This window comes from Streptomyces sp. NPDC001020, assembly GCF_053599115.1.
Map to the genome: position 1 here is coordinate 16516 of NZ_JBSFLQ010000014.1, position 23052 is coordinate 39567.

General features: G+C 70.0%; 21 protein-coding genes. 8 read left to right on the forward strand and 13 right to left on the reverse strand.

Annotation, left to right across the window (positions count from 1 at the left end; translation table 11 throughout):
• Nucleotides 1–129: 129 nt before the first annotated feature.
• The 6 genes from ACWDEX_RS15610 to ACWDEX_RS15635 all read right to left on the reverse strand — a co-directional run bounded on the left by ACWDEX_RS15610 (nt 130) and on the right by ACWDEX_RS15635 (nt 7092).
• A complete protein-coding gene (locus ACWDEX_RS15610; protein ID WP_450464054.1) occupies nt 130–1386 on the reverse strand; it encodes a M20 family metallopeptidase in 1257 nt (418 codons plus the stop codon).
• A 137-nt stretch (nt 1387–1523) separates the two neighbouring features.
• A complete protein-coding gene (locus ACWDEX_RS15615; RefSeq protein ID WP_450464055.1) occupies nt 1524–2156 on the reverse strand; it encodes a Uma2 family endonuclease in 633 nt (210 codons plus the stop codon).
• Nucleotides 2157–2288: 132 nt separating this feature from the next.
• A complete protein-coding gene (locus ACWDEX_RS15620; protein ID WP_450463891.1) occupies nt 2289–3431 on the reverse strand; it encodes a hypothetical protein in 1143 nt (380 codons plus the stop codon).
• 48 nt (nt 3432–3479) lie between these two features.
• Nucleotides 3480–4406: an N-acetylneuraminate synthase family protein gene (locus ACWDEX_RS15625; RefSeq protein ID WP_450463893.1), complete on the reverse strand. Its 927-nt coding sequence runs from the start codon at nt 4404–4406 to the stop codon at nt 3480–3482.
• Nucleotides 4407–4420: 14 nt separating this feature from the next.
• Nucleotides 4421–5692, reverse strand: coding sequence for a cytidylyltransferase domain-containing protein (locus tag ACWDEX_RS15630; RefSeq protein WP_450463894.1), 1272 nt, complete (start codon nt 5690–5692; stop codon nt 4421–4423).
• A 41-nt stretch (nt 5693–5733) separates the two neighbouring features.
• Nucleotides 5734–7092, reverse strand: coding sequence for a DUF6716 putative glycosyltransferase (locus ACWDEX_RS15635; RefSeq protein ID WP_450463896.1), 1359 nt, complete (start codon nt 7090–7092; stop codon nt 5734–5736).
• Nucleotides 7093–7290: 198 nt separating this feature from the next.
• Between ACWDEX_RS15635 and ACWDEX_RS15640 the strand changes: the two genes are divergently transcribed.
• Nucleotides 7291–8277 carry a glycosyltransferase family 2 protein gene (locus ACWDEX_RS15640; RefSeq protein WP_450463898.1) on the forward strand — a complete coding sequence of 329 codons (987 nt, stop codon included), beginning with the start codon at nt 7291–7293 and terminating at the stop codon, nt 8275–8277.
• Nucleotides 8277–9608: an alpha-2,8-polysialyltransferase family protein gene (locus ACWDEX_RS15645; RefSeq protein ID WP_450463899.1), complete on the forward strand. Its 1332-nt coding sequence runs from the start codon at nt 8277–8279 to the stop codon at nt 9606–9608. The genes ACWDEX_RS15640 and ACWDEX_RS15645 overlap by 1 nt, the downstream gene beginning before the upstream one ends.
• Nucleotides 9609–9723: 115 nt before the next feature.
• On the opposite strand, the gene leuE is transcribed toward ACWDEX_RS15645, so the two are convergent.
• From leuE to ACWDEX_RS15660, 3 genes are all read right to left on the reverse strand, one after another.
• Nucleotides 9724–10380: a leucine efflux protein LeuE gene (gene leuE, locus ACWDEX_RS15650; RefSeq protein WP_450463901.1), complete on the reverse strand. Its 657-nt coding sequence runs from the start codon at nt 10378–10380 to the stop codon at nt 9724–9726.
• Nucleotides 10381–10443: 63 nt separating this feature from the next.
• Nucleotides 10444–11010 (reverse strand): Uma2 family endonuclease, encoded by a 567-nt coding sequence (locus tag ACWDEX_RS15655; RefSeq protein ID WP_450464056.1) that lies wholly within the window; start codon nt 11008–11010, stop codon nt 10444–10446.
• A 102-nt stretch (nt 11011–11112) separates the two neighbouring features.
• Entirely contained in the window at nt 11113–12693 is a 1581-nt protein-coding gene (locus ACWDEX_RS15660) for an acyl-CoA mutase large subunit family protein (protein WP_450463903.1), read from the reverse strand.
• A 272-nt stretch (nt 12694–12965) separates the two neighbouring features.
• Here ACWDEX_RS15660 and ACWDEX_RS15665 point away from each other — a divergent pair, with 272 nt between their 5' ends.
• On the forward strand, nt 12966–13796 hold the full coding sequence (locus ACWDEX_RS15665; protein WP_450463904.1) for a L,D-transpeptidase family protein: 831 nt from the start codon (nt 12966–12968) through the stop codon (nt 13794–13796).
• A gap of 244 nt (nt 13797–14040) precedes the next feature.
• Here ACWDEX_RS15665 and ACWDEX_RS15670 read toward each other — a convergent pair whose 3' ends face one another.
• From ACWDEX_RS15670 to ACWDEX_RS15685, 4 genes are all read right to left on the reverse strand, one after another.
• On the reverse strand, nt 14041–15114 hold the full coding sequence (locus ACWDEX_RS15670) for a hypothetical protein (protein ID WP_450463905.1): 1074 nt from the start codon (nt 15112–15114) through the stop codon (nt 14041–14043).
• Nucleotides 15114–15788, reverse strand: a complete 675-nt coding sequence (locus tag ACWDEX_RS15675; RefSeq protein WP_450464057.1) for an RNA polymerase sigma factor — start codon at nt 15786–15788, stop codon at nt 15114–15116. Before ACWDEX_RS15675 ends, ACWDEX_RS15670 begins: the two co-directional genes overlap by 1 nt.
• A gap of 452 nt (nt 15789–16240) precedes the next feature.
• A complete protein-coding gene (locus ACWDEX_RS15680) occupies nt 16241–16759 on the reverse strand; it encodes a hypothetical protein (RefSeq protein ID WP_450463906.1) in 519 nt (172 codons plus the stop codon).
• Between the two features lie 117 nt (nt 16760–16876).
• Nucleotides 16877–18487 (reverse strand): beta-N-acetylhexosaminidase, encoded by a 1611-nt coding sequence (locus tag ACWDEX_RS15685; RefSeq protein ID WP_450463907.1) that lies wholly within the window; start codon nt 18485–18487, stop codon nt 16877–16879.
• Nucleotides 18488–18720: 233 nt separating this feature from the next.
• On the opposite strand from ACWDEX_RS15685, the gene ACWDEX_RS15690 reads away from it, so the two are divergent.
• The 5 genes from ACWDEX_RS15690 (at nt 18721) to ACWDEX_RS15710 (ending at nt 22985) form a co-directional block, all read left to right on the forward strand.
• On the forward strand, nt 18721–19341 hold the full coding sequence (locus tag ACWDEX_RS15690) for a 2-oxo-4-hydroxy-4-carboxy-5-ureidoimidazoline decarboxylase (RefSeq protein ID WP_450463908.1): 621 nt from the start codon (nt 18721–18723) through the stop codon (nt 19339–19341).
• 240 nt (nt 19342–19581) lie between these two features.
• Complete coding sequence (sdhC, locus tag ACWDEX_RS15695) at nt 19582–19962, forward strand: succinate dehydrogenase, cytochrome b556 subunit (protein WP_079168317.1); 381 nt, start codon at nt 19582–19584, stop codon at nt 19960–19962.
• Between the two features lie 5 nt (nt 19963–19967).
• Nucleotides 19968–20450, forward strand: a complete 483-nt coding sequence (locus ACWDEX_RS15700) for a succinate dehydrogenase hydrophobic membrane anchor subunit (RefSeq protein WP_450463909.1) — start codon at nt 19968–19970, stop codon at nt 20448–20450.
• 19 nt (nt 20451–20469) lie between these two features.
• Complete coding sequence (gene sdhA / locus ACWDEX_RS15705) at nt 20470–22224, forward strand: succinate dehydrogenase flavoprotein subunit (RefSeq protein ID WP_450463911.1); 1755 nt, start codon at nt 20470–20472, stop codon at nt 22222–22224.
• Nucleotides 22224–22985: a succinate dehydrogenase iron-sulfur subunit gene (locus ACWDEX_RS15710; protein ID WP_450463912.1), complete on the forward strand. Its 762-nt coding sequence runs from the start codon at nt 22224–22226 to the stop codon at nt 22983–22985. Before sdhA ends, ACWDEX_RS15710 begins: the two co-directional genes overlap by 1 nt.
• Nucleotides 22986–23052 lie beyond the last annotated feature (67 nt).

A 23052-nucleotide genomic window follows, 5' to 3' on the forward strand; every position in this document is an offset into this window, starting at 1 on the left:
CTGACCGAAGCGCCACTTCCGGCGCTGGTTTCGCCGCATCGTAACGCGCGTAGATGCCAGATAAAGCCCTCTTCGGAAGCCGTTATCGGATTGACGCGAACAGGTCTTGAACGTAGGTGTCGCCCTGGGTTACGAACGCGCTGCGTCCAGTAGCGCGGCCGCCGTGAACAGTTCGACACCGACCGTGATCGCCGACTCGTCCGCGTCGAAATCCCCCTGGTGGAGATCGCGCACGGTGCGCTCGCCGGGCCTGCGGACACCGAGCCTGGCCATGGCGCCGGGGACGTGCTCCAGGTACCAGGAGAAGTCCTCGCCGCCGAGGCTCTGCTGGGTGTCCTCGACGGAGTGCAGGCCGCGCCGTGCCGTCATGGCGTCCCGCAGCAGTTCGGTGACCGCGGGGTCGTTGACGACGGGCGGCACCCCTCGCACGTAATTGATCTCGGACTTGGCCCGGTACACGCCCGCGATCTCGTCGATGGCGGCGTGCACCAGGTCGGGTGCCTGCCGCCAGGCCTCCAGGTCCAGGCATCGAACGGTCCCGGACAGCTCGGCGCGCTGCGGAATGACGTTGCAGGCATGTCCCGATTCGATACGTCCCCAGGTCACCGCGAGACCGGAGCGGGCGTCGATGCGGCGGGCGACGAGGGTGGGGACCTCGGAGACGACCCTGGCGGCGGCGGTGACCAGGTCGGTGGTCAGATGCGGGCGCGCGGTGTGCCCACCGGGACCGTTCAGCGCGACCTCCAGCCGGTCGCAGGCGGAGGTGATGGGGCCGGTGCGCAGTCCGATCCGCCCGGCGTCGACCCTCGGGTCGCAGTGCACGCCGATGATCCTCCCGACACCGTCGAGCACCCCGGACTCGATGGCGTCGGGCGCACCACCCGGCAGCACCTCTTCGGCGGGCTGGAAGATCAGTCGCACGGGCCGCGGCAGGGCGCCCCGCCGTGCCAGTTCGGCGAGGACGAGTCCGGCACCGAGGACGACAGTGGTGTGGATGTCGTGTCCGCAGGCGTGGGCGCGGCCCGGGACGGTGGACTGGTAGGTGCACTCGGTCTTGGTGTCCGGGATGGGCAGCGCGTCGATGTCGGCGCGCAGCGCGAGCATGGGCGGTACACCGCTCGCCGTGTCGGCCCTGCCCTGCGCTTTTGTGCCGATGTCACACACGAGCCCGGTGCCGATGTCGAGCACGCGGGGCTTGAGTCCGGCCCGCTCCAGCCGTGCCTTGAGGGCGGCGGTGGTGCGGAACTCCTGGTTGCCGAGTTCGGGGTGCATGTGCAGGTCGCGCCGGAAGGTGACGAGCTCGGCCCGGAGCTCCTCGGGCAGCACGCCGGGCAGCACGGTGTCCCCGGATTCCCCGGGCAGGTCGGCTTCGGACTCGCGGGACATCAGTTGGTTCACCCTTTGAAGGGTAGGCCGTGACAGGGGTCAACTGACGGGCGATCAAGAAAAGTTCAGCCGTATTGATGTAAGAAATCTGGTACGCGCCCGCATAGTGAGACTCATGAGCGGGTAGGTCACCCCTTTTACTCCTGTTCGGCCATCTTGCCGGGCCTCCCCTCACCGTCCGCATCGTCGGCGGGCAGGGCGAACTCCGACGTGTCCAGATCGAAGTCGAAGGGTGCGGGAACACGCAGGGGCCGCCCGAAGGGCACGTTCGTCCGGGAGCGGTAGCCCCTCGGGGAAGGTTCCCAGAAGGCGCTGATCTCCTGGGCCTGCATGTCCAGCAGGAGATACACCGGCACCACACGCCCGTAGGTGTCCAGCTTGTCGAGCCAGTCGGCGTCCTTGGTCGACTCGGAGGTCAGCTCGGCGACGAGGGAGAGCGCGGTGCCGTCGGCGTGACGGCCGGCGGCTTCGAAGGCGGCTTCGTCCGCGACGTGCAGGTCAGGGCCGAAAGCGCGGTCAGAGCCAGGAAAGCTGAAGAGGAAGGGTGCTGTGTCCACGTCGTGCCCTTCTGGGGCGTGGGGTTCGAGCTGCCGCCTCAGCGACTTCATCGGCCTCTTGCAGCGCAGCTTCGACCACGGCGACACAACGATCTTCCCCCGGACGAGCTCGGCCTTGTAGCCGTCAGGTGTGTCCAGTTCCTCGACGGTCCGGAGCATGTCCTCGAAGTCTCCGGACGAAGAGCTCTCTATGGGCTTCGGCCGCTCGATCATGGTGGTCACCGCGGTCCTCCACAGACTGCAGGGCATGGCGTTGGCTCCACGGTAGCGTCGGGAGAGGTTCTCTGCCCGAGGTAAGCGTCCGTACACCCGGACGGGGTAGCCCGCGACGCCGTCGCCCCTCCCTTACGCCGTCCCCGGAGTCACCGACAGCCGGTGTGCGTCCCGCGCCGTTCCCGTCACCCCCGCCAGGAAGCCCTGGGCCCGCGGGGACGCCGTCTCCGTGAGCCAGGCCGGGTCGATGTCGCAGACCGCGACCCGCACCTCGGTGCCCACCAGGGCCAGGGGCAGGGTGTGGACGACCGTGGACGGAAAGCTCAGGATCGTACGGCCGATGGGGCCCCGACGCGCGATCAGCTCCAGGGGCAGGTCCGGGCGGACCACCTCCAGGCCGGTCTCGACGGCCAGGCGGTGCAACTTCTCGGAGCTCTCGCGGCGGTGCGCGAAGTAGCGGGTGGCGCCGTGGGAGCGGGCCAGCGAGCGGACCGCTTCGAGGTAGCGGTCCGCGTCGACGACACCGGTCTCCACGAGTGAGGTGCCCACCAGATCGGCTCCTCGCGTCAGGCGGGGCGGGCCGAAGCGGGAACGGGTCCAGGAGAAGTCGTTGGTGGTGAGGCGGACGCCTTCGGGGGCCGCCTCGATCGGCATGGCGGAGAAGACCTCGACACCGCGCCGGTCGGACGGCATGAGGCGACGACGGGCCGCAGCGGAGACCGGGCTGAAGACCAGATCGCGGGGCCCGGGGCGGCCGCCGCGCCGGTGCCAGCGCACCAGCCGCTCGCCCTGCGCGAGCTGCGCGACGAACTCCATGGTCGCGGTGCCGTCGTCGACGACGACGAGGTCGGGGGCCCGGGTGATGGTCAGCAGGAGCTGTACGTAGCGGGAGAAGGGGTCGCCGATGACGATCCGCGAGGCCTTGCGCAGCAGGGGAGCCAGGCCGCCGATCGTCCGGAACGGGGCCGTGAGGCCGCCGCGCGCCTCCTCCCAGCGCACCTGGTGGCCCTCGTCACGGGCGAGCTCGGCCATGCGGCGCAGCTGACCTCTCGTCATGGGGTCGGTGGGCGACAGCACCACAAGGGTCAGGGGGTCCCCGGCCGGGCCGGTGGCCATCACATGCCGTGTCCGGGTCGGCACGGCATCGGTGAGCTGCCCGCGCGGAGGCCGGGGCGCTCGGGTGTACGCCCACTCCAGCACGTTGAGGAGCTGGGCGGGGCTCTCGACGAAGGCGAGCGTGGAGGTGGGGCCGGTCGGCCCGACGCGGGGACTCATGGTCGTACGACCGTTGCCTTTCGGACGGTGCGGGGACCGGGTGGGCCGTCAGACTGCGGCGAGTTCACGGTTGTCCGACTCGGCGACCACGCCGGCTACGCGGCGCAGCTTCTTCATCGGGCCCAGCTCGGAGGCGTAGACCTTCTTCACGCCGTCACCCAGCGAGGCCTCGATGGCGCGGATGTCGCGGACCATGCGCTGCAGGCCCTGCGGCTCCACCGACGCGGCCTGGTCGGAGCCCCACATCGCGCGGTCGAGGGTGATGTGGCGCTCGACGAAGCAGGCGCCGAGGGCGACCGCGGCCAGCGTGGTCTGCAGGCCGGTCTCATGTCCGGAGTAGCCGATCGGGACGTTCGGGTACTCCTTCTCCAGCGTGTTGATCACGCGTAGGTTCAGCTCCTCGGCCTTCGCCGGGTACGTCGAGGTGGCGTGGCACAGCAGGATGTTGTCCGAACCGAGGACCTCGACCGCGTGGCGGATCTGCTTCGGGGTCGACATGCCGGTGGACAGGATGATCGTGCGGCCGGTGGCACGCAGTGCGTGCAGCAGCTCGTCGTCCGTCAGGGAGGCGGAGGCCACCTTGTGTGCCGGGACGTCGAACTTCTCCAGGAAGGCGACGGCCTCGGTGTCCCACGGGGACGCGAACCAGGCGATGCCCTTCTCCTTGCAGTACGCGTCGATCCGACGGTACTCGTCCTCACCGAACTCCACGCGGTGGCGGTAGTCGATGTAGGTCATCCGGCCCCAGGGGGTGTCGCGCTCGATGTCCCACTGGTCGCGCGGGGTGCAGATCTCGGGCGTGCGCTTCTGGAACTTGACGGCGTCGCAACCGGCCTCGGCGGCCACGTCGATCAGCTTGAAGGCGTTCTCCAGCTCACCGTTGTGGTTGATGCCGATCTCGCCGCAGACGTACACCGGGGTACCGGGGCCGGCCGTGCGCGAACCGAGGTTGCGGAGACGGGAATTGGTGCTCATGGCAGGGAGGTTCCTTAACTGTCGAGGGGGTCGAGAGAGGGGCCGAGGATCCAGCTGGCGATCTCTCGGATCGCGCCGTCACCGCCCGGGGCGGTGGTGACCGCGCGTGCGGCGCCGCGCACGACGTCGTGGGCGTTCGCGACCGCCACGGGCCAGCCGACGAGGCCGAAGCACGGCAGGTCGTTGACGTCGTTGCCGACGTAGAGCACGCGCTCCGGCGCGATGCCCTGCTCCTCGCACCACTGCTTCAGGGCGAGGTCCTTCCGGTCGATGCCGTACAGGACCGGAATCCGCAGCTTCCGGGCCCTGGCGGCGACGACCGGGTTCTGCTCCGTGGACAGGATCAGCATCGCCAGGCCGCTCCTGCGCAGCGCGGCGATGCCGAGGCCGTCCCCGCGGTGCACGGAGACGAACTCGCGTCCGTCGGAGTCGATCAGCACCCTGTCGTCGGTCTGGGTGCCGTCGAAGTCGAGTACGACCGCGTCGATGTCGGCGCGGCTCGGGAGCGGGCCCGGCCGGCTCGTGTCGAACAGGGGAGCCAGCGCCCGGGCGCGGGCCAGGTCGTGCGGGTCGTCGATCTCCAGCACCCGGGCAGGGTCGGTGCGCACGAGGTCCGTACGGCCGAAGAAGCGGTGTCGGTGCTTGCGCAGCCCGGCCGCGTCCATGGCGTACGCGGCGCCGGTCTCCAGCAGGTCCTGGGGGCGGTCCTGGCGGCGCGGCCGGAAGGACTTGTCGTGGTTGACGCCGTACCCGCCGGCCTCCGGCCGGGCATCGGTGCGCCGCGGCCCGGTGACCGGTGTGGGCTCGTCCGCCGTGTCTCGCCAGACGAAGCCGTGGAAGGGGGCCACGGTCAGCGCGGTGTCCGCGCCGTTCTCGACGACGGCCGCGGCCACCCCGTCGATGTCCGCACGGACGAGGAACGCGCTGGTGCACTGAACCAGCAGCACCACGTCGACCAGCGAGCCGTGCAGTGCCTCATGGGCGTCCACGGCGTGCAGGACCGCGTCCTCGGAGGCGGCGGTGTCGCCGGCGATGGCGGCGGGGCGGAGCACGACCTCGGCACCGGCCTCGCGGGCGGCGGCGGCGATCGCCGGGTCGTCGGTGGAGACCACGACGTCGGTGACCAGCCGGGCGGCCCGGCACTCGCGCACCGCACGGGCGACCAAAGGGACGCCGCCGACCGGGGCGAGGTTCTTCGCGGGCACGCCCTTGGAGCCACCGCGGGCGGGGATCACCGCGAGCACGCGGCGCACCGACGACGCCTGTCCCGTCTCCGGGTTGGACATGGGCTCGACTCCTTGAGGTCCTTGGCGGGGTATCCGCTCGCTCACAGCTCCCCCATCCGCCGGATCACTGGCGCCACGCGCTGCACTCCGTGGCGGTAGGCGCCGCGGGCGGCGCGGCGGACGATCTGGCGTACCGGGCCGGGCGCCTTGCCGGCGGCCGGTGCGCCCGGCAGCGGGCTGCCGTCCGGGGCGAGGTGGTGGCGGGCGAGGACGCCGGGCAGATAGCCGGGCGCGGTGACGGGGGTGTAGTAGGGCTCGAGCGGCGGGAGTTCACCTGTGGTGAGCAGTTCGGTGACGCGTCGGCGTGCCGCGTCGAAGGCGACGGTGTACGCCCCTGGCTCAGTGGGGGGACTCCCGGCGGCCACGCCCTGGCGGGCCACCCACCGCGGGTCCGGTACGGGCTCGTGCCCGGCGTCGAGCTGGTCCCAGGAGGCCAGGCAGCCGGAGCCCACGAAGTGGTGGTTGCCGAGTGCCTCCCGCACTCCGAGGTCGGTCAGGACGGCGGTGGGGATGCGTCGGTGCAGTGACTCCAGCGCGGCCGTCGAACTGACCGTGACCAGCAGGTCGGTGCGGTCCAGGATCTGGCCCATGTTCCCGTACACCAGGCGGAAGTTGGCCGGCGGGTCCTGTCTCCGGGCCAGCTTCTGGTAGGGCAGTTCCTCGATGTGCGTGGTGTGTTCGCCCGGCTTGGACCGCAGTTTGAGCAGCACCTCGCGCTCGGGGTACCGGCGCGCGTGCTGGATCAGCCGGTCCAGCAGGTATGAACGGTCCTCGCGGGTCACCGGAACGGAGGGCTGTGCGGCGAAGACGACCGTACGGGGGTCCCTCTTCTCGTAGGGCGCACCGCCGAGGAAGGGCAGCGCCACCTCGGTCACCGAGGAGGCGTCGGCACCCACTCCTTCGTACACGCTCCGGAAGCGCTCGGCGTCCTGGCGGGAGTTGGCGAGGACGAGGTCCGCGCCGTGCCGCAGCAGCAGGCCGTCGGCGAGCTTCTCATAGACGACGCCGACATAGCCGGTGACGACCACGGGCCGCTCGGTGCGCCCCTGCCAGACGTGGGCCAGTCCGTGCAGCATCGCCTGGACCGTGCCGCCGACGAGGGCGAGCACGAGGACGTCGTACGACTCCTTGGCCATCTCGCGCAGGAACTCGACGGTGGTGACCTCACGGAGGAGGTCCGCGCGGACGCCGACCTCTTGGAGCTGACGGGCGGTGGGGGTGGCACGGCCTCGCAGGAGGAAGCCGGTCAGGCGGGGGGCACCTCGCGCGCCACCGTGCGGCCCGGCTCCCGTGGACGGCTCCGCGGTGAGACGGCGCGCGGTCAGCGCACCCCATTTCCACCGGGTGTCGGAGTCCGCGAGTACGGCGATCCGCAAGGGCTTCGTATGACTGGCTGGCACGTCCGAGACGCTAGGAAGCAATTCCTAGGTATGAGCCAACCTCGACTCAACAAACAGTTAACAGCGTCTCACCGAAAAGCGAACCGGCCCGATGAAGCCCGGAGAGCGCGAGCGGTGCACCGATTCGACACGTCGAGTTCATCGCCCGTAGGTTCACCGGCAAGTTAGCGAGCCGGGCGACCTCCTACGCTTTCCCGGGTGCCCAAGCTTTCTGTGATCGTGCCCTTCTACAACGTGCAGCAATACGCGCCTGACACGCTGAGAAGCCTTCGCCTCAACGCCCGGCCCGAATTCGAATTCATCCTGGTCGACGACCATTCGAGAGACGACACGCCGGTCATTCTCGAACGGGCCGCCGAGGGGCTTTCGGACGTCGCCACGGTGCGTTACATCCGCCGTGCGGAGAACGGCGGACTCGCCACCGCGCGCAACACCGGCCTGGACGCGGCGCAGGGCGAATACCTGACGTTCCTGGACGGCGACGACTGGCTCGCTCCTGGCTACCTCGGTGAGCTCGTGACGGCCATCGAGGAGCTGGGCTGCGACTTCGTCCGTACCGATCATGTGCAGGCCACGGCACGTGCCCGAACCGTGCGCCGGGCGCCGCACGGGCGGCGCCGGGAGGTGATGGACCCGCGCGAGGCGATACTTCCCGTCGAACGGTCGACCTCGGTGGACTACCCCTACGCCTGGGCCGGCGCATACCACCGGCGGCTGCTCGACAAGGGCCTGCTGCACTTCACCGACGGTCTGCGCACGGCCGAGGACCGGCCGTGGATCTGGAAACTGCACCGGGAGGCGGAGTCGTTCGCCGTGTTGAGCCTGCTGGGCGTCTTCTACCGACGCGGAGTGGCGGGTTCCCTCACGCAGATCGGTGACGTGCGCCAGCTCGACTTCATCCGCGCCTTCGACCAGGTGATCGAGGAGACCGCGGCCGACCCCGAGGCCGACCGGCTGCTGCCGAAGGCGGTCCGCACATACTGCGCGATCATCGCCCATCATCTGGCGGAGATCGACAAGTTCGAGCCGGGCGTGGCCAAGCAGTTGCGCACGATGAGTGCCGCGGCGATCACACGTATGCCCCAGAAAGTGCTCACCGACGTCCTCGACACCATGGACCTGACCCGTGCCTCCAGGCTGCGACGGCTGCGCCGCCGGGCCACCACAGCGAAGGCGGCCGCCTGATGTCCCGAACCACCCGGATCTTCTGCGCCTCGACGCTGTACGGCGCCGCCACCCTGGCCGCCGCGATCGAGTCCGGCTGCTTCCCGGGGACGGACCGCCGTCTGCTGCTGGTGTGCAACAACGCCGCGACACCGGAGACCACCCCCGCGGTCGACGAGATGCCGGGCTTCGCTTCGCTGCGCGACCATTTCGACGCCGTACTGTCCTGGAACGACGCCATCCGCCCCTTCCACCCCGGAGCCTGGTCACCGCGCCACGACGACATCCCGCTGGTCGAACGCTATCTGCGGCTGCTGTGGGACCTGGGTGACGACCGCGTGGCCCTGGTGATGGAATCCATCCAGGTCAACCCGGCCCTGGCCATCGCCCGCTCGTTCACCGAGGCGCCCATCGACGTCTATGCCGACGGGCTGATGAGCTACGGCCCCACCCGCAACAAGATCGACCCGCTGGTCGGTACGCGTGTGCGGCAACTGCTCCACCTGGACCTGGTCCCCGGCCTGACCCCGCTGCTGCTGACCGAGTTCGGCGTGCCCGCGCGGACCGTGCCGACCGACGCCTTCGTGAAGGTGCTGAGCCGGCTCGGCGACGCCGTGCCGCAGCTTCCGCCCCTGCCCGACCAGGCCGCTGTCCTGCTCGGCCAGTACCTGTCCGCGCTGGACATCCTCACCCCCGAGGAGGAGGAAGACCTGCACGTGCGGATGTTGTGGGGCGCGGTCACCCGCGGGCACCGCTCGATCGTCTTCAAGCCGCACCCGACCGCGCCGGCCCGCTACAGCCGCACGTTGGAAGCCGAAGCCGACCGGCTCGGCGTGGACCTCATCGTGCTGGACCTGCCCGTTCTCGCCGAGGTGCTGTTCGAGAGGGCACGGCCCGCGTTGGTGGTCGGCTGTTTCTCGACCGCGCTGTTCACCGCTTCCGCATGCTACGGACTGCCGGTCGCCCGTATCGGGACCGAGCCCTTGCTGGACCGTCTGACGCCCTACCAGAACAGCAACCGCGTCCCCGTCACCCTGTGTGACGCGCTGCTGCCCGACCTGGAGGGCAAGCCCGGGAGCGACACCATGGCGGCCGACACGCTCACCGGTCTCGTCACCGCCGTCGGCTTCACCATGCAGCCGCAGATCCACCCGGACTTGCGTCCGGCAGCGCAACGCTTCCTCTCCCAGCACTTCGGCCCGCACACCCAGCGCTATTTCAAACGCCGTCGGCTCACCGCGCTCGGGCTGCCCGGCGGCATCCCCGACCGGCTGGCGTTCCTCCCCCGCAACTCCACCGCACGCCGGGTCGTACGGCGGGCCCGTGCCCTGCGCACAGCGGTGCGCCGTTGAGTACGGGCAGGGCAGCGACGCACCGGCCGATGAGCGCTGGCCGCCGCTGCCCGGCGGCGACCACGGTCTTGAGGCGGGCCGGTGGGCGAACGCCTCCGCCGACCCGAGCCGGCACCTACGCGCTGGCCAGCGACAGCTTCACCGCGAAGCCCAGGAACAGGGCGCCCGCGGCCGAAGTGGCCCCCGCCGACAGCCGCTTGCGCCGGCGGAAGGCCGCCGCAAGGCGCGTACCGCTGAATATGAGGGCGCTGAGGTAGAGGAAGCTGGCCAACTGGGCGAAGGTGCCGAGGACGACGAAGGAGAGCGCCGGGTAGGCGTAGCCCGGGTCGACGAACTGCACGAAGAAGGCGATGAAGAAGAGGATCGCCTTGGGATTGAACAGGCTGACGACGAGGGCGCGGCGGTAGGGCCGCTCCGCGGCGGTGGCGGTTGCGGCAGCCGGGGTCTCCTCCACGGCCTTCTCCCGCCGCGCCCGCCACGTCCCCCACGCGGCCCGCAACATGCCGATGGCCAGCCAGGTCAGGTAACCGGCCCCCGCGTACTTCACGATCCCGAACAGCACGTCGTTCGTCTTGAGCAGCGAGGCGACTCCCGCCGCGGACAGTGTCATCAGCACCGTGTCCCCGCACCAGACCCCGGCCGCGGCCGTGTACCCGGCTCGCACACCGCGCCGCGCGGCAACGGAAAGGACGTACAGGGAGTTGGGCCCGGGAAGCAGGATGATGAGGACGAGACCCGCCAGGTAGGTGGGGAGATCGATGACACCGAACATGGAGAGGAGTGTCGCACGGGGGTACGACACTCCTCTCCACGTTTCGCGAGGTGAGACGAGGGGTCAGCCGTCGAGGAGCGTGTCCACGGACAGTTCGACGCGGACCCCGATGATCTCCGGCAGGGGTACGCTCTGGCCTCGCTCGAAACGCTGCGGATCGGGATACTTGCCGTCAGCCGGGTCGATGTAGAGCAATACCTCGTCATGTTTGCGGTCGACGATGAGATAGGCGGGGATACCCGCCTCGGCGTAGCACTCGACCTTGGGCCCCAGATCGTCCGCCCAATTCGAAGACGTCACTTCCACGACCAGACGGAAGACGTTCGGGGCGTAGTAGTTCTTCCTGACGTGGGCGTCACGGAAGTCCTCGTCAAGCACTGACAGGTCCGGGATCGCGAAGTCCTCGGGCAGCGTGGGCAGCCAGAGGCCGACGCCTTGAGCCCAGTCAGCCCCGCTTCCGTCGATACCGGCGCGTTCGAGCGCGCGGCACGCCTTGGTCAACGACAGCGCATGCGAGCCGTCCGGCGGCGGTGTCACAGTGAGCCTCCCCTGGAGAATCTCCACGCGGTGCCCAGGCAGTGCACGGGAGAGCAGGTCGGCGGCCTCGCCCAACGTCAGCTCGTCTTGCATTACAGGCACGGCATCCTCCCTTTCGGGGGCTCACTCTTCACGAGCGTAACCGGGGGCGGGCGGATTCCGCCCCCGATCACCCGTACGAAGGAATCGCCCAGCTCAGAAGGCGTCCGCCGGCACGTACGTCCCCCACACCTCGCGCAGCGCGTTGCACACCTCGCCCACGGTCGCCCGGGCCTTCAGCGCTTCCTTCATGGGGTAGAGCACGTTGTCCGTGCCCTCCGCGGCCTTCTTCAGGTCGGCCAGCGCCGTGTCCACTGCCGGCTGGTCCCGCTCCGCGCGCAGCTTCGCGAGGCGTTCCGCCTGCTGGGCCTCGATCGCCGGGTCGACGCGCAGCGGCTCGTAGGGCTCCTCCTCGTCGAGCTGGAAACGGTTGACCCCGACGACCACCCGCTCGCCCGCGTCCGTCTCCTGCGCGATCCGGTACGCGTTGCGCTCGATCTCGCTCTTCTGGAAGCCGCGTTCGATCGCGGCCTCCGCGCCGCCCAGCTCCTCGACCTTCCCCATCAGTTCCAGCGTCGCGGCCTCGACCTCGTCCGTCATCTTCTCGATGACGTAACTGCCCGCGAAGGGGTCCACCGTCGCCGTCACATCCGTCTCGTACGCGAGCACCTGCTGCGTACGCAGGGCCAGCCGTGCGGACTTGTCCGTCGGCAGCGCGATCGCCTCGTCGAAAGAGTTCGTGTGCAGCGACTGCGTACCGCCCAGCACCGCCGCCAGGCCCTGCACCGCCACCCGGACCAGGTTCACCTCCGGCTGCTGCGCCGTCAGCTGTACCCCCGCCGTCTGCGTGTGGAAACGCAGCATCATCGACTTGGGGTTCTTCGCCCCGAACTCCTCCCGCATCACCCGCGCCCAGATCCGGCGCGCCGCACGGAACTTGGCAACCTCCTCCAGGATCGTCGTCCGCGCCACGAAGAAGAACGACAGACGCGGCGCGAAGTCATCCACGTCCATGCCGGCCGCGACCGCCGTGCGCACGTACTCGATGCCGTCCGCCAGCGTGAACGCGATCTCCTGCGCGGGCGACGCCCCCGCCTCGGCCATGTGGTAGCCGGAGATCGAGATCGTGTTCCACTTCGGGATCTCGGCCTTGCAGTACTTGAAGATGTCCGCGATCAGACGCAGCGACGGCTTCGGCGGGAAGATGTAGGTGCCTCGGGCGATGTACTCCTTCAGCACGTCGTTCTGGATCGTGCCGGTCAGCTGGTCGGCCGCGATCCCCTTCTCCTCGGCCACCAGTTGGTACAGCAGGAGCAGCACAGCGGCCGGCGCGTTGATCGTCATCGAGGTGGACACCTTGTCCAGCGGAATCCCGTCGAACAGCACCCGCATGTCCTCGACCGAGTCGATCGCCACCCCGACCTTGCCGACCTCACCGTGCGCGATCGGCGCATCCGAGTCGTGGCCCATCTGGGTGGGCAGGTCGAACGCCACCGACAGACCCATCGTGCCGTTCGCGATCAACTGCCGGTACCGTGCGTTCGACTCCGTCGCCGTACCGAACCCGGCGTACTGGCGCATCGTCCACGGACGCCCCGTGTACATCGAGGGGTACACCCCCCGGGTGAACGGGTACGCGCCCGGCTCACCCAGCTTCTCGGCCGGGTCCCAGCCGTCCAGGGCCCCCGGCCCGTACACCGGCTCGATGGGCAGTCCGGACTCCGACTCGCGCGCCATGGTGTGTGCCTCCGCGTTGCTTCGATACTCGGCTTGGTGCCCTGGCTTCGTTACCCGCCAGTACAGACGACCCTCGCGACGGACTGTAGCGGTGGCCGTGCGCCCCGGTGGAGAGTCGCAGGCTGGGACCTTGCTCACAACCATGCCCCGTAGTTCGCCGACGGTCACGGGTGGGAAGCCTCTCGGTGGAAAATCTCCGGCAATGTGTCACCGGCACCGTGTCCGGCGGCAAGGACGGGACATCCGGTGACCGGTGAGACGACGGGGTCTGTATGCGTACCGAGGGCACGGGAAGATCACTGGTCGCACTTGGCGCAGTCGCCGTGCTCGCCGCGACGGCGGGCTGCACGGCACCGGCGGTGGACGCCGGGGGCGGGGACGGGAAGCACCGTTCACCGGTGCACATCGAGGTACCGCACGCCCCGTCCCGCAGCGGCACGCCGAGCACCGCGCCCACCCCGGGGACCTCGGCCGCCGTGCTGTGGGCGCGCGGGGACTCGGGGCCGGGCGTCCGTGAGCTGCAGGCCCGGCTGCGGCAGGTCGCCTGGCTGTTCGACGGGCCGACGGGGACGTACGACGACCTGACCGAGAACGCCGTCAAGGGCTTCCAGGGCAGGCGCGGGCTGCCGCGGACGGGCGAGGTCGACTCCGTCACCTGGCAGCGGCTGCTGAAGATGACGCACCGACCGGGCAAGTGGGAGCTGTATCTGATGGGCGGGCAGCCGGCCGCCGCGCCGGACCCTCGCTGTATGACAGGCAGGGTGCTGTGCATCAACAAGACGACCCGGACACTGCGCTGGATGATCGACGGGCAGACGGTCTCGACGATGGCGGTCCGGTTCGGCGCGCGGTACACGCCCACGCGCGAGGGCGTGTTCACCATCTACTGGAAGTCACGCCACCACGTGTCCACCCTCTATGACGCGCCCATGCCGTACGCGATGTTCTTCAGCGGCGGTCAGGCGGTGCACTTCTCGTACGACTTCGCGGCACGCGGCTACGCCGGAGGCTCACACGGGTGTGTGAACGTACGGGACGAGGTCGCGATCGCGGCGCTGTTCTCCGAGGTGCGGAACGGCGACAAGGTCGTCGTCTACTGGTGAGGCCCGACGAGTCTCGGGCGAGGTGGGCGCGGGCGGGACCGGGGGAACGTGTCCCGCCCGCGCCAGGGTGCACCGAGCCGTGGGTACGGGGGGAACCCCCGGCTCTGTGCGACGGCCGATGACCAGTCGGCTCACTCAGTACTGCGCCACCGCGACCGAAAACGTCACACCCGGGCCGAAGAGCAGGGAGAGGACCAAGAAGCCGCAGGTCAGCGGGGTGAGGTGGGGTCGCCCGCCCAGGAGGTCACGGCACCTCGGGGCTACTCAGCCCGCTGTACGTGGGGCGCGGGGACTCCGTCGCCCTCGGCGGGACCGGGGTCAGGGCGTGGCGTGTGGCGGACGGGGTGGCGGTCACCTCGTCGCTCCCCGGCCGTATGTGGCTCTCACCGTCACCGTCGTTGCCACCCTGGTCGCCGCCCTGGTCGCCCTCGCCGTTGCCCTGGCCGTCGTGGCCCTGATGGTTACCGTCCTGGCCGTTCTTGTTCTGGCCCGTGTCACTGTCGGCGCCCGAACGGCCGGCGCCCAGGACTGCCCTGCAGAACAACTTGACCCGGCCGCTGCTGCCGGCGGCGTCCTCCAGGTTGCGCAACCGCTCCGCGCCGAGTTCCCGGCCGTCGGCCATGTCACGGCAGGACGACCGCACCGCGGTCGGCCACGCGCGGGACCGGCCCTCGGCGCGGTCATCGGCGGAGTCCGGCCGCCCGGTCACGTCCGAGCCGTCGCTCGCCTCGTCGTCGGAGGAGCCGCTCCGCTCGGGCACGCCGGTCGTGGCGCCGGGCGTCGGCGTCGGGGATCCACCGGTCTCCGGTCCGCCGGACGTCGGGGTGTGCAGGGGCTGCCGCGGTGTCGCGGCGGCCGACACGGACGTGGCGGGTCCCGGCTTTTCGTCGAACGGCGTCGGCAGGACTCCGGTTCCGGCGGCCACCGCGACCCCGCCGATCATTCCGGCGGCGAGCGCGGCGGCCAGCCCGAGCCGCACCGGGCGTCCCCAGCGAATCCGGCACCCGCTCTCGACAGGACGCCCGAGGCGGACGAGCCCGGCGTCGGCGGACGGGACGGCGGCATGCCGACGGGTGGGCCGGCCGAGCGCCGCCCCTTCCTCTTTCCCGTTCGCCCGTACGGCCCGGAACGCGGCCAACGCGGCGTCCTCACCTGGTAGTTCGGTGCCGAGCGGCGGCGTGTCGGCGAGTGCGGCCAGGGCCTCGGCGATCCTGGCGGCGTGTGCGCGCGTGTCGGCGTCAACGGCGTCCAGCGGCTCTCCGCGCAGCAGACGCTCTGCCGCGTCACTATCCAGCCACCCGTACTGCTCGTCGGCCATCACATGTCCTTCTGCGTCCGCGAACGCAAATGCGTCACACCGGCGGACGACACCGCGCGTCGATACGCATCCCGCTGGGGAGGCATCGCGCCGAGCGCGCCCGTCGATTCCGGATCCGTCTCGGGCCCCGCGCCGAGCAGCTCCGCGAGCCGCTTCAGACCGCGGTGCGCGGCCGTACGGACGGCGCCGGGTCGCTTGCCGAGCGTCTCGGCGGCGGTCTTGGCGTCCAGTCCCACGACCACGCGGAGTACCACGGCCTCGGCCTGGTCCTGCGGGAGTTGGGCGATGAGGGAGAGCGTACGTCTGGTGTCGAGAGCCTCGATGGCCTCACCGGCCGTGTCCGACTCGGCGGGCTTCCCGGTCAGTTCTGTCTCGTCGCCGCCTACCGCGGGACGGCGCCCCCGCATCCGTATGTGGTCGAGCGCGCGATTGCGGGCGATCCGGGCGGCCCAGCCGCGGAACCGGTCGGCGTCACCGCTGAACCGCTCCAGGTCACGGGCGATCTGCAGCCATGCCTCGGAGGTGACGTCCTCCGCGTCCGGCTCACCGACGAGCGTGCGCACGTATCCGAACAGCCGCGGATGCACAGCCCGGTACACGGTCCGGAACGCGGTCTCGTCCCCGTCCCGCGCCGCAAGCACCGCGGCCGTCAACTCCGCGTCGTCCCCCACCAGCCCGAACAGCCCCTCTGTGCGCCTGTGCCGGTACCGCGCCCGCGGTCCCGGTCATCGCTGTCGTGATCCCACATCGTTGGTCTCGCTCTGAGGCCGCTCGTGGTGTGCGGCGGTTGCTATCACCCGTTTGCTGGTCGTCCGCGGTCGGCGCGAACGGCACGTTACGGGTTGAAACCGCTGTACGTCCATGTCCGAACACCGTACGACCGACCCGTGACGCCGTGAGGTGTGACAGAAAACGCACCCGTGGCGCTGTAGAGAGTACGGGCCGCCACGCGACCCGTACCGCGCGACGGCCGGGGCCTCTCCTGTGGGGGGTGGCGGCCCCGGCCGTTGCCACCGGCGGACCGAAGCGGCACCGCGAAGAGGCGCGAACGCCTCGCGTTCCGCTCCTCCTTCTCCACTCCCCCGCGCGGACGTCGCGGCCCACGGTCCGCGACGGAGCGGGAGTGTCACAGGGGGACCACGCCGAGCCGGTCGAGAAGGTCGAAGAAAAGACTCTCGGCCCCCTCGCCGTCCGGTCCCGGGCCGGCCTCCAGTACCTCGGCCACCTGCCCGGCGGCAACCTCGTGCCCCGCCTCCGCGGCCCAGCCGACCGCCCGCTCCGCGGCGTCACGCGGCGGGAGGAAGTAGTCGTCGAGGCCGAGTCCTTCGTCCCCGCTGCCGCCCGCGACGTACCCGGCCATGGCGCCGCGCACCAGACACGCCGTCCACGCCCCGCTCCGCGGCGCGGCGGCCTCGACGGCCACGCAGTCGCCGTTCATGACGTACCCGAACAGGGCGGGCGCGCCGGTCTCCTCGGCGAGCGCGTTCATGCTGCCGATGGAGCCGTCGCCGCTCGGATACCGCCACACCTGCCAGCCGCCGGGCGCCCTCCGCAGCAGCGTCATGTCCTGCGCCCCGGCCAGCGCGCCCAGTTCCGCGAGGGGCCGCTCGCTTCGGCCGACGATGTAGTACCCCCAGTAGTCCATGCTCGTTCCCCCTGGTCTGGCTGTCCGGCCTGCGAGCGAATACATCACAGACGTACGGGACCCCGCCCCCGGAATCGGACAATCCGGAGGCCGGGTGTCCCGCACCGGCCGTGCGCCTCAGCCCAACCGGTCCGCCAGCGCCTTGAACTGGGCCCAGGACAGCGACGGGGTCCTTGAATCCCACAGCTTCTGGGCCGTCGCCCGCAGCGGCATCCGGACCCCGGCCGCCACCTGGTCCTGGGTCTGCGAGTTGGCGAGGTCGGACCAGACCGCGAACACGCCGCCGAGAATCTGCGCGTCGTAGCGCTCCGGCACCGCCGTGGTACCCCGCAGCACGCGCGGGGTCCACTGCTCGTAGATCCGCTGCCCCGTGGGATAGACGAAGGTCTGCGGCTGGCCGAGCACGTAGTAGAGGTACTCGTCGTTGTAGTTGATCAGCTTGCGGCCGGAGCCCAGATACTCCGCCGGCTGCCGGGCGCCGATCTCCTTGCCGGTCCAGTAGGCGACTTCGAGGTCCTTGGCCGGCGACACCCCGCTCGACCGGTAGAAGCCGTCGTTCCAGGCACGCATCGTCCGGCCGTGCCCGCGCATCACGTCCGCGCGGTCGTTCATCCAGCCGGTCGCGAGGTCCGCGACGCCGGCCTGAGGCCCGAACCTGGCCCTCGCCGCGGCGGCGAGTTGCGGGAAGGACGCGGCCGGGTTCGACACCATCAGCGCCTGGTACTCGTCGCCGCCGAGGTGCCAGTAGGAGCCGGGGAACAGGCCCGCGTACTCGTTCAGCAGGTCGTCCACGATCTTCGCGGCCGCGGGCTTGGAGATGTCGACCGCCCCGCGCACGGCCGTACCGGAAGCCTTACGCAGTTGGAGGTCGGGGTGTGCGGCGATCACCGCGCCGAGGTGGCCCGGCGAGTCGATCTCGGGCACCACGGTGATGTGCCGGCTCGCGGCGAGGTCGACGATCTTCTTGACCTCCGCCTTGCTGAGGTGCTGCCCGGAGACGATCTCCGGGTGCGAGGAGGACTCGATGCGGAAGGCCTGGTCGTCGGAGAAGTGCAGACCGAGTTCGTTGTACTTCAGGTCGCCCAGTTCCCGTACGCGGTCCTCGATCCAGCCGGCCGAGTAGGGCTTGCGCGCGATGTCCACCATGAACCCGCGCCGGGGCTTGGCCGGCGCGTCGCGGACGACACCTTCGGGGGCCGTGCCGCCCTGGCGCACCTCCTGCTTGAGGGTGCGGGTGCCGTAGAAGACGCCCGCCTCGCCCGGACCGGTGATCTTCACCCGGCCGCCCTGGACGGTCATCGTGTACGACTCGCGGTCGCCGCTCCCGGCCACGCCCAGCTCGACATCGCCGTCACGGGCACCGGTACGCCCCGCGTACGCCATCCCCAGTTCGCCGGCCAGCAGCTTCCCCGTGTCGGCGAGGGAATCGCCGTCGACGACCACACGGGCGCCGGAGGCGGGCCGCCAGCCCGGCCCGCGCGCGGGGACGTGCTCACGGACGGCGGGAATCGTGCGGGGGCTCTGCGACAGGGGGTACGACCTGGTCGGTGACGGGGCGGCAGCGGTGCCCACCGAGGCCCCGGTGCCGGTCGGCGAGCCACCTCCGGACGGCCAGAGCGCCACGGTCGCCGCGACGGCGCCCGCGACGACGACCGTGGCACCCAGCAGCAACCCGTCGCGCTTCCGGGACGTCTTCCTGTCCGGAACCCGCCGCCTGCGGCCGGTCACCGCGTCCCACCTCTCGTCACGCCCCTGCATCTCCGTCGCGCCTCACCCACCACACCCGTACGTATATGCATTCGTCCGACTGTGTCCCGCATATCACTCACCTCCGTACATGACCCCCTTTTCCGAAACTAAGGCCCTTGACCACTCGGGCCGTCCACCAACCGTTCCGGAACTCTTCCGTCCGGGTGAAATCCTTTCAGTCGATGGACAGTCGGCCGACCACCGTCGATAACGTGACGCCACATCCCCCGCGCCTTCCCCTGCCGACCCGCACGTGCCGTCCCCAGGACGTCACGCCTGCCCTCCGCCGAGGATTCACGCTGCCTTCGCACCGTCTTCCGCCCCTCCCCGGCCGCACCGTCCCGCCGACGCGGCAGCGCCCACAGCCCCTCACGGGCCTGCAGCAGTTCAACTCCGCGGCCGCCGACGAGACCCGGCGCGCCCTGCTGAGCTGCTGCGGCAGTCCGCGCTGGGCCCACCGCATCGCCGAGCACCGCCCCTACCCGGACGTCAGCTCCCTGCTGGCCGCCGCCGACGAGGCGGTGTACGACCTCGCGCCCGCCGACGTCGTCGAGGCCCTGGCCGCCGAGCCGCCCACCCTGTTGCCCGACGACACGTACTCCGCCGCTCGTACGGCCCTCAGCGCCGCGCACGCGGCCTACGAGAGTCGCTTCGGGCACATGTTCGTCATCTGTCTGGACGACGTCGCGCCCGAGGAGGAAGCCGACCAGGTCCTGGCCGCCATCCGGTCACGACTGGCCAACGACCGGGAGGAAGAGCGCCTGCTGGCGGCCGAGGAACTCCGCCGCCTGGCCCGGGGAAGGCTGACGCGCCTGATACGGGGCTCCCACTAGGGCGTGCGACCGACCGCCTCCGCCGGACACCCGACACATAGGCGAATCCCCTGCCCCCAAGGCCCGCGAGTAGCCCGTCCGTGCCCCTTTGCGTGCCAGTTTGATCACACAGGCAGACCCGCCGTAAGCACCATGGTCAGCCGTCGCTAGGATGCTGGGGGCCGGTGGACCGTACCCGGCCGGGCCCGACCGACACAGAAGCCGGCGCGGCCCTAGTCCCCGCTCCCGGAGGGTTCTTCCGTGCCGGCTGGAACGCTGTACCGCGGCCGGGAAGGAATGTGGTCCTGGGTGGCTCACCGAGTCACCGGCGTCCTCATCTTCTTCTTCCTGTTCGTACACGTGCTTGACACCGCTCTCGTGCGTGTCTCCCCCGAGGCCTACGACAAGGTCGTGGCCACGTACAAGACGCCGATCGTCGCCGTGCTCGAGTACGGTCTGGTCGCCGCCATCCTCTTCCACGCCCTCAACGGTCTGCGTGTCATCGCCGTCGACTTCTGGTCGAAGGGCCCGCGCTACCAGAAGCAGATGCTCTGGACCGTCGTCGGCGTCTGGGTCGTGCTGATGCTCGGGGCCATCTACCCCGTTCTCGGCCACGCCGCTCGTGAACTGTTCGGGAGCTGACGCGCATGTCCACGACTGAGACCACCGCCTCCGGCATCGGCCCCGTGGAGGGCGCCGCGCTCTACGACGTCGACAACCCGGCGCCGGTCATCGAGCCGCCGCGCAAGCGGACCAAGAAGACCCCGAAGTCCACCCGTGGCAACTTCGAGATGTACGGCTGGCTGTTCATGCGCCTGTCCGGCATCGTCCTGGTCGTCCTGGTCCTCGGCCACCTGCTCATCCAGCTCGTCCTCGACGGCGGCGTGTCCAAGGTCGGCTTCGCCTTCGTGGCCGGCCGCTGGGCGTCCCCGTGGTGGCAGATCTGGGACCTCGCCATGCTGTGGCTCGCGATGCTGCACGGCGCCAACGGCCTGCGTACCGTCATCAACGACTACGCGGAGCGGACCAACACGCGCCTGTGGCTCAAGGGCCTGCTGTACACCGCCACGGTGTGGACCATCCTGCTGGGCACGCTGGTGATCTTCACCTTCGACCCGAACATCCGCTAGGCACGGGGTTGCGAGAATCATGAAGATCCACAAGTACGACACCGTAATCGTCGGCGCCGGTGGCGCGGGCATGCGCGCCGCGATCGAATCGACGAAGCGCAGCCGCACCGCCGTGCTGACGAAGCTCTACCCGACCCGCTCCCACACGGGCGCCGCGCAGGGTGGCATGGCCGCCGCGCTGGCCAACGTGGAGGAGGACAACTGGGAGTGGCACACCTTCGACACGGTCAAGGGTGGTGACTACCTGGTCGACCAGGACGCCGCCGAGATCCTGGCGAAGGAGGCCATCGACTCCGTCCTCGACCTGGAGAAGATGGGCCTGCCGTTCAACCGGACGCCGGGCGGGACGATCGACCAGCGCCGTTTCGGCGGTCACTCCCGCAACCACGGCGAGGCCCCGGTCCGCCGCTCCTGCTACGCGGCCGACCGCACCGGCCACATGATCCTCCAGACGCTGTACCAGAACTGCGTCAAGGAGGGCGTGGAGTTCTTCAACGAGTTCTACGTCCTCGACCAGCTGATCACCGAGGTGGACGGCGTCAAGCGGTCCGCCGGTGTGGTCGCGTACGAGCTGGCCACCGGCGAGATCCACGTCTTCCAGGCGAAGGCCGTGATCTACGCCTCCGGTGGCTGCGGCAAGTTCTTCAAGGTGACCTCCAACGCGCACACGCTGACCGGTGACGGCCAGGCGGCGGTCTACCGCCGTGGTCTGCCGCTGGAGGACATGGAGTTCTTCCAGTTCCACCCGACCGGCATCTGGCGCATGGGCATCCTCCTGACCGAGGGTGCGCGCGGTGAGGGCGGCATCCTCCGCAACAAGGACGGCGAGCGCTTCATGGAGAAGTACGCGCCGGTGATGAAGGACCTGGCGTCGCGTGACGTCGTGTCCCGGTCCATCTACACGGAGATCCGCGAGGGTCGGGGCTGCGGTCCCGAGGGCGACCACGTCTACCTGGACCTCACCCACCTGCCGCCGGAGCAGTTGGACGCCAAGCTGCCCGACATCACCGAGTTCGCCCGCACCTACCTGGGCATCGAGCCGTACACGGACCCGATCCCGATCCAGCCCACCGCGCACTACGCGATGGGCGGCATCCCGACGAACGTCGAGGGTGAGGTCCTGGCGGACAACACCACGGTGGTCCCGGGCCTGTACGCGGCCGGCGAGGTCGCCTGTGTGTCCGTCCACGGTGCGAACCGCCTCGGCACGAACTCCCTGCTGGACATCAACGTCTTCGGGCGTCGCGCGGGCATCGCGGCCGCCGAGTACTCGCAGAAGGCGAACTACGTCGAGCTGCCGGAGAACCCGGCGCAGTTGGTGGTCGACCAGATCGAGCGGCTGCGGTCGTCGACGGGCACCGAGCGCGTGGCGGAGCTGCGCCGCGAGCTGCAGGAGACCATGGACGCGAACGTCATGGTGTTCCGCACCGAGCAGACGATCAAGACGGCGGTCGAGAAGATCGCCGAGCTGCGGGAGCGCTACAAGAACGTGGCGATCCAGGACAAGGGCAAGCGGTTCAACACGGACCTGCTGGAGGCCGTCGAGCTGGGCAACCTGCTGGACCTGGCCGAGGTCATGGCGGTGTCGGCCCTGGCCCGCAAGGAGTCCCGCGGCGGCCACTACCGCGAGGACTACCCGAACCGCGACGACGTCAACTTCATGCGCCACACCATGGCGTACCGCGAGGTGGGCGACGACGGCACCGAGTCCATCCGTCTCGACTACAAGCCGGTCGTCCAGACCCGCTACCAGCCGATGGAGCGTAAGTACTGATGGCAACCCCAGTTATGGACAAGGTGGAGGCGGAGGCCAAGGCGGCCGCCTACATCACGGTCACCTTCCGCGTCCGCCGCTTCAACCCGGAGGTCTCGGCGGAGGCGACCTGGGAAGACTTCCAGCTGGAGATCGACCCGAAGGAACGCGTCCTCGACGGCCTCCACAAGATCAAGTGGGACCTGGACGGCACGCTGACGTTCCGCCGCTCCTGCGCCCACGGCATCTGCGGCTCGGACGCCATGCGGATCAACGGCAGGAACCGTCTGGCCTGCAAGACGCTGATCAAGGACATCAACCCCGAGAAGCCGATCACGATCGAGCCCATCAAGGGCCTCACGGTCCTCAAGGACCTGGTCGTGGACATGGAGCCGTTCTTCCAGGCGTACCGGGACGTCATGCCCTTCCTCATCACGAAGGACACGAACGAGCCGACGCGCGAGCGTCTGCAGTCGGCGGAGGACCGGGAGCGCTTCGACGACACGACGAAGTGCATCCTGTGCGCCGCCTGCACCTCGTCGTGCCCGGTGTTCTGGAACGACGGCCAGTACTTCGGCCCGGCGGCCATCGTCAACGCGCATCGCTTCATCTTCGACTCGCGTGACCAGGCCGGCGAGCAGCGGCTGGAGATCCTGAACGACAAGGACGGCGTGTGGCGCTGCCGCACGACGTTCAACTGCACCGAGGCCTGCCCTCGCGGCATCGAAGTGACGAAGGCGATCCAGGAAGTGAAGCGCGCGCTGATCACGCGCCGCCTCTGATCCTCGCAGCCCCAGCGTGACATGGGCCCCGCTCCGGTTCGAACCGGAGCGGGGCCCATTTGCGTTG

Coding starts and splice junctions, on each gene's coding strand:
- ACWDEX_RS15710 (WP_450463912.1), top strand. CDS start 22,224: ATGGCAACCCCAGTTATGGACAAGGTGGAGGCGGAGGCCAAGGCGGCC.
- ACWDEX_RS15670 (WP_450463905.1), bottom strand. CDS start 15,114: ATGGCCGACGAGCAGTACGGGTGGCTGGATAGTGACGCGGCAGAGCGT.
- sdhA (WP_450463911.1), top strand. CDS start 20,470: ATGAAGATCCACAAGTACGACACCGTAATCGTCGGCGCCGGTGGCGCG.
- leuE (WP_450463901.1), bottom strand. CDS start 10,380: ATGTTCGGTGTCATCGATCTCCCCACCTACCTGGCGGGTCTCGTCCTC.
- ACWDEX_RS15665 (WP_450463904.1), top strand. CDS start 12,966: ATGCGTACCGAGGGCACGGGAAGATCACTGGTCGCACTTGGCGCAGTC.
- ACWDEX_RS15700 (WP_450463909.1), top strand. CDS start 19,968: ATGTCCACGACTGAGACCACCGCCTCCGGCATCGGCCCCGTGGAGGGC.
- ACWDEX_RS15680 (WP_450463906.1), bottom strand. CDS start 16,759: ATGGACTACTGGGGGTACTACATCGTCGGCCGAAGCGAGCGGCCCCTC.
- ACWDEX_RS15610 (WP_450464054.1), bottom strand. CDS start 1,386: ATGTCCCGCGAGTCCGAAGCCGACCTGCCCGGGGAATCCGGGGACACC.
- ACWDEX_RS15620 (WP_450463891.1), bottom strand. CDS start 3,431: ATGAGTCCCCGCGTCGGGCCGACCGGCCCCACCTCCACGCTCGCCTTC.
- ACWDEX_RS15630 (WP_450463894.1), bottom strand. CDS start 5,692: ATGTCCAACCCGGAGACGGGACAGGCGTCGTCGGTGCGCCGCGTGCTC.
- ACWDEX_RS15625 (WP_450463893.1), bottom strand. CDS start 4,406: ATGAGCACCAATTCCCGTCTCCGCAACCTCGGTTCGCGCACGGCCGGC.
- ACWDEX_RS15615 (WP_450464055.1), bottom strand. CDS start 2,156: ATGATCGAGCGGCCGAAGCCCATAGAGAGCTCTTCGTCCGGAGACTTC.
- ACWDEX_RS15660 (WP_450463903.1), bottom strand. CDS start 12,693: ATGGCGCGCGAGTCGGAGTCCGGACTGCCCATCGAGCCGGTGTACGGG.
- ACWDEX_RS15655 (WP_450464056.1), bottom strand. CDS start 11,010: ATGCAAGACGAGCTGACGTTGGGCGAGGCCGCCGACCTGCTCTCCCGT.
- ACWDEX_RS15645 (WP_450463899.1), top strand. CDS start 8,277: ATGTCCCGAACCACCCGGATCTTCTGCGCCTCGACGCTGTACGGCGCC.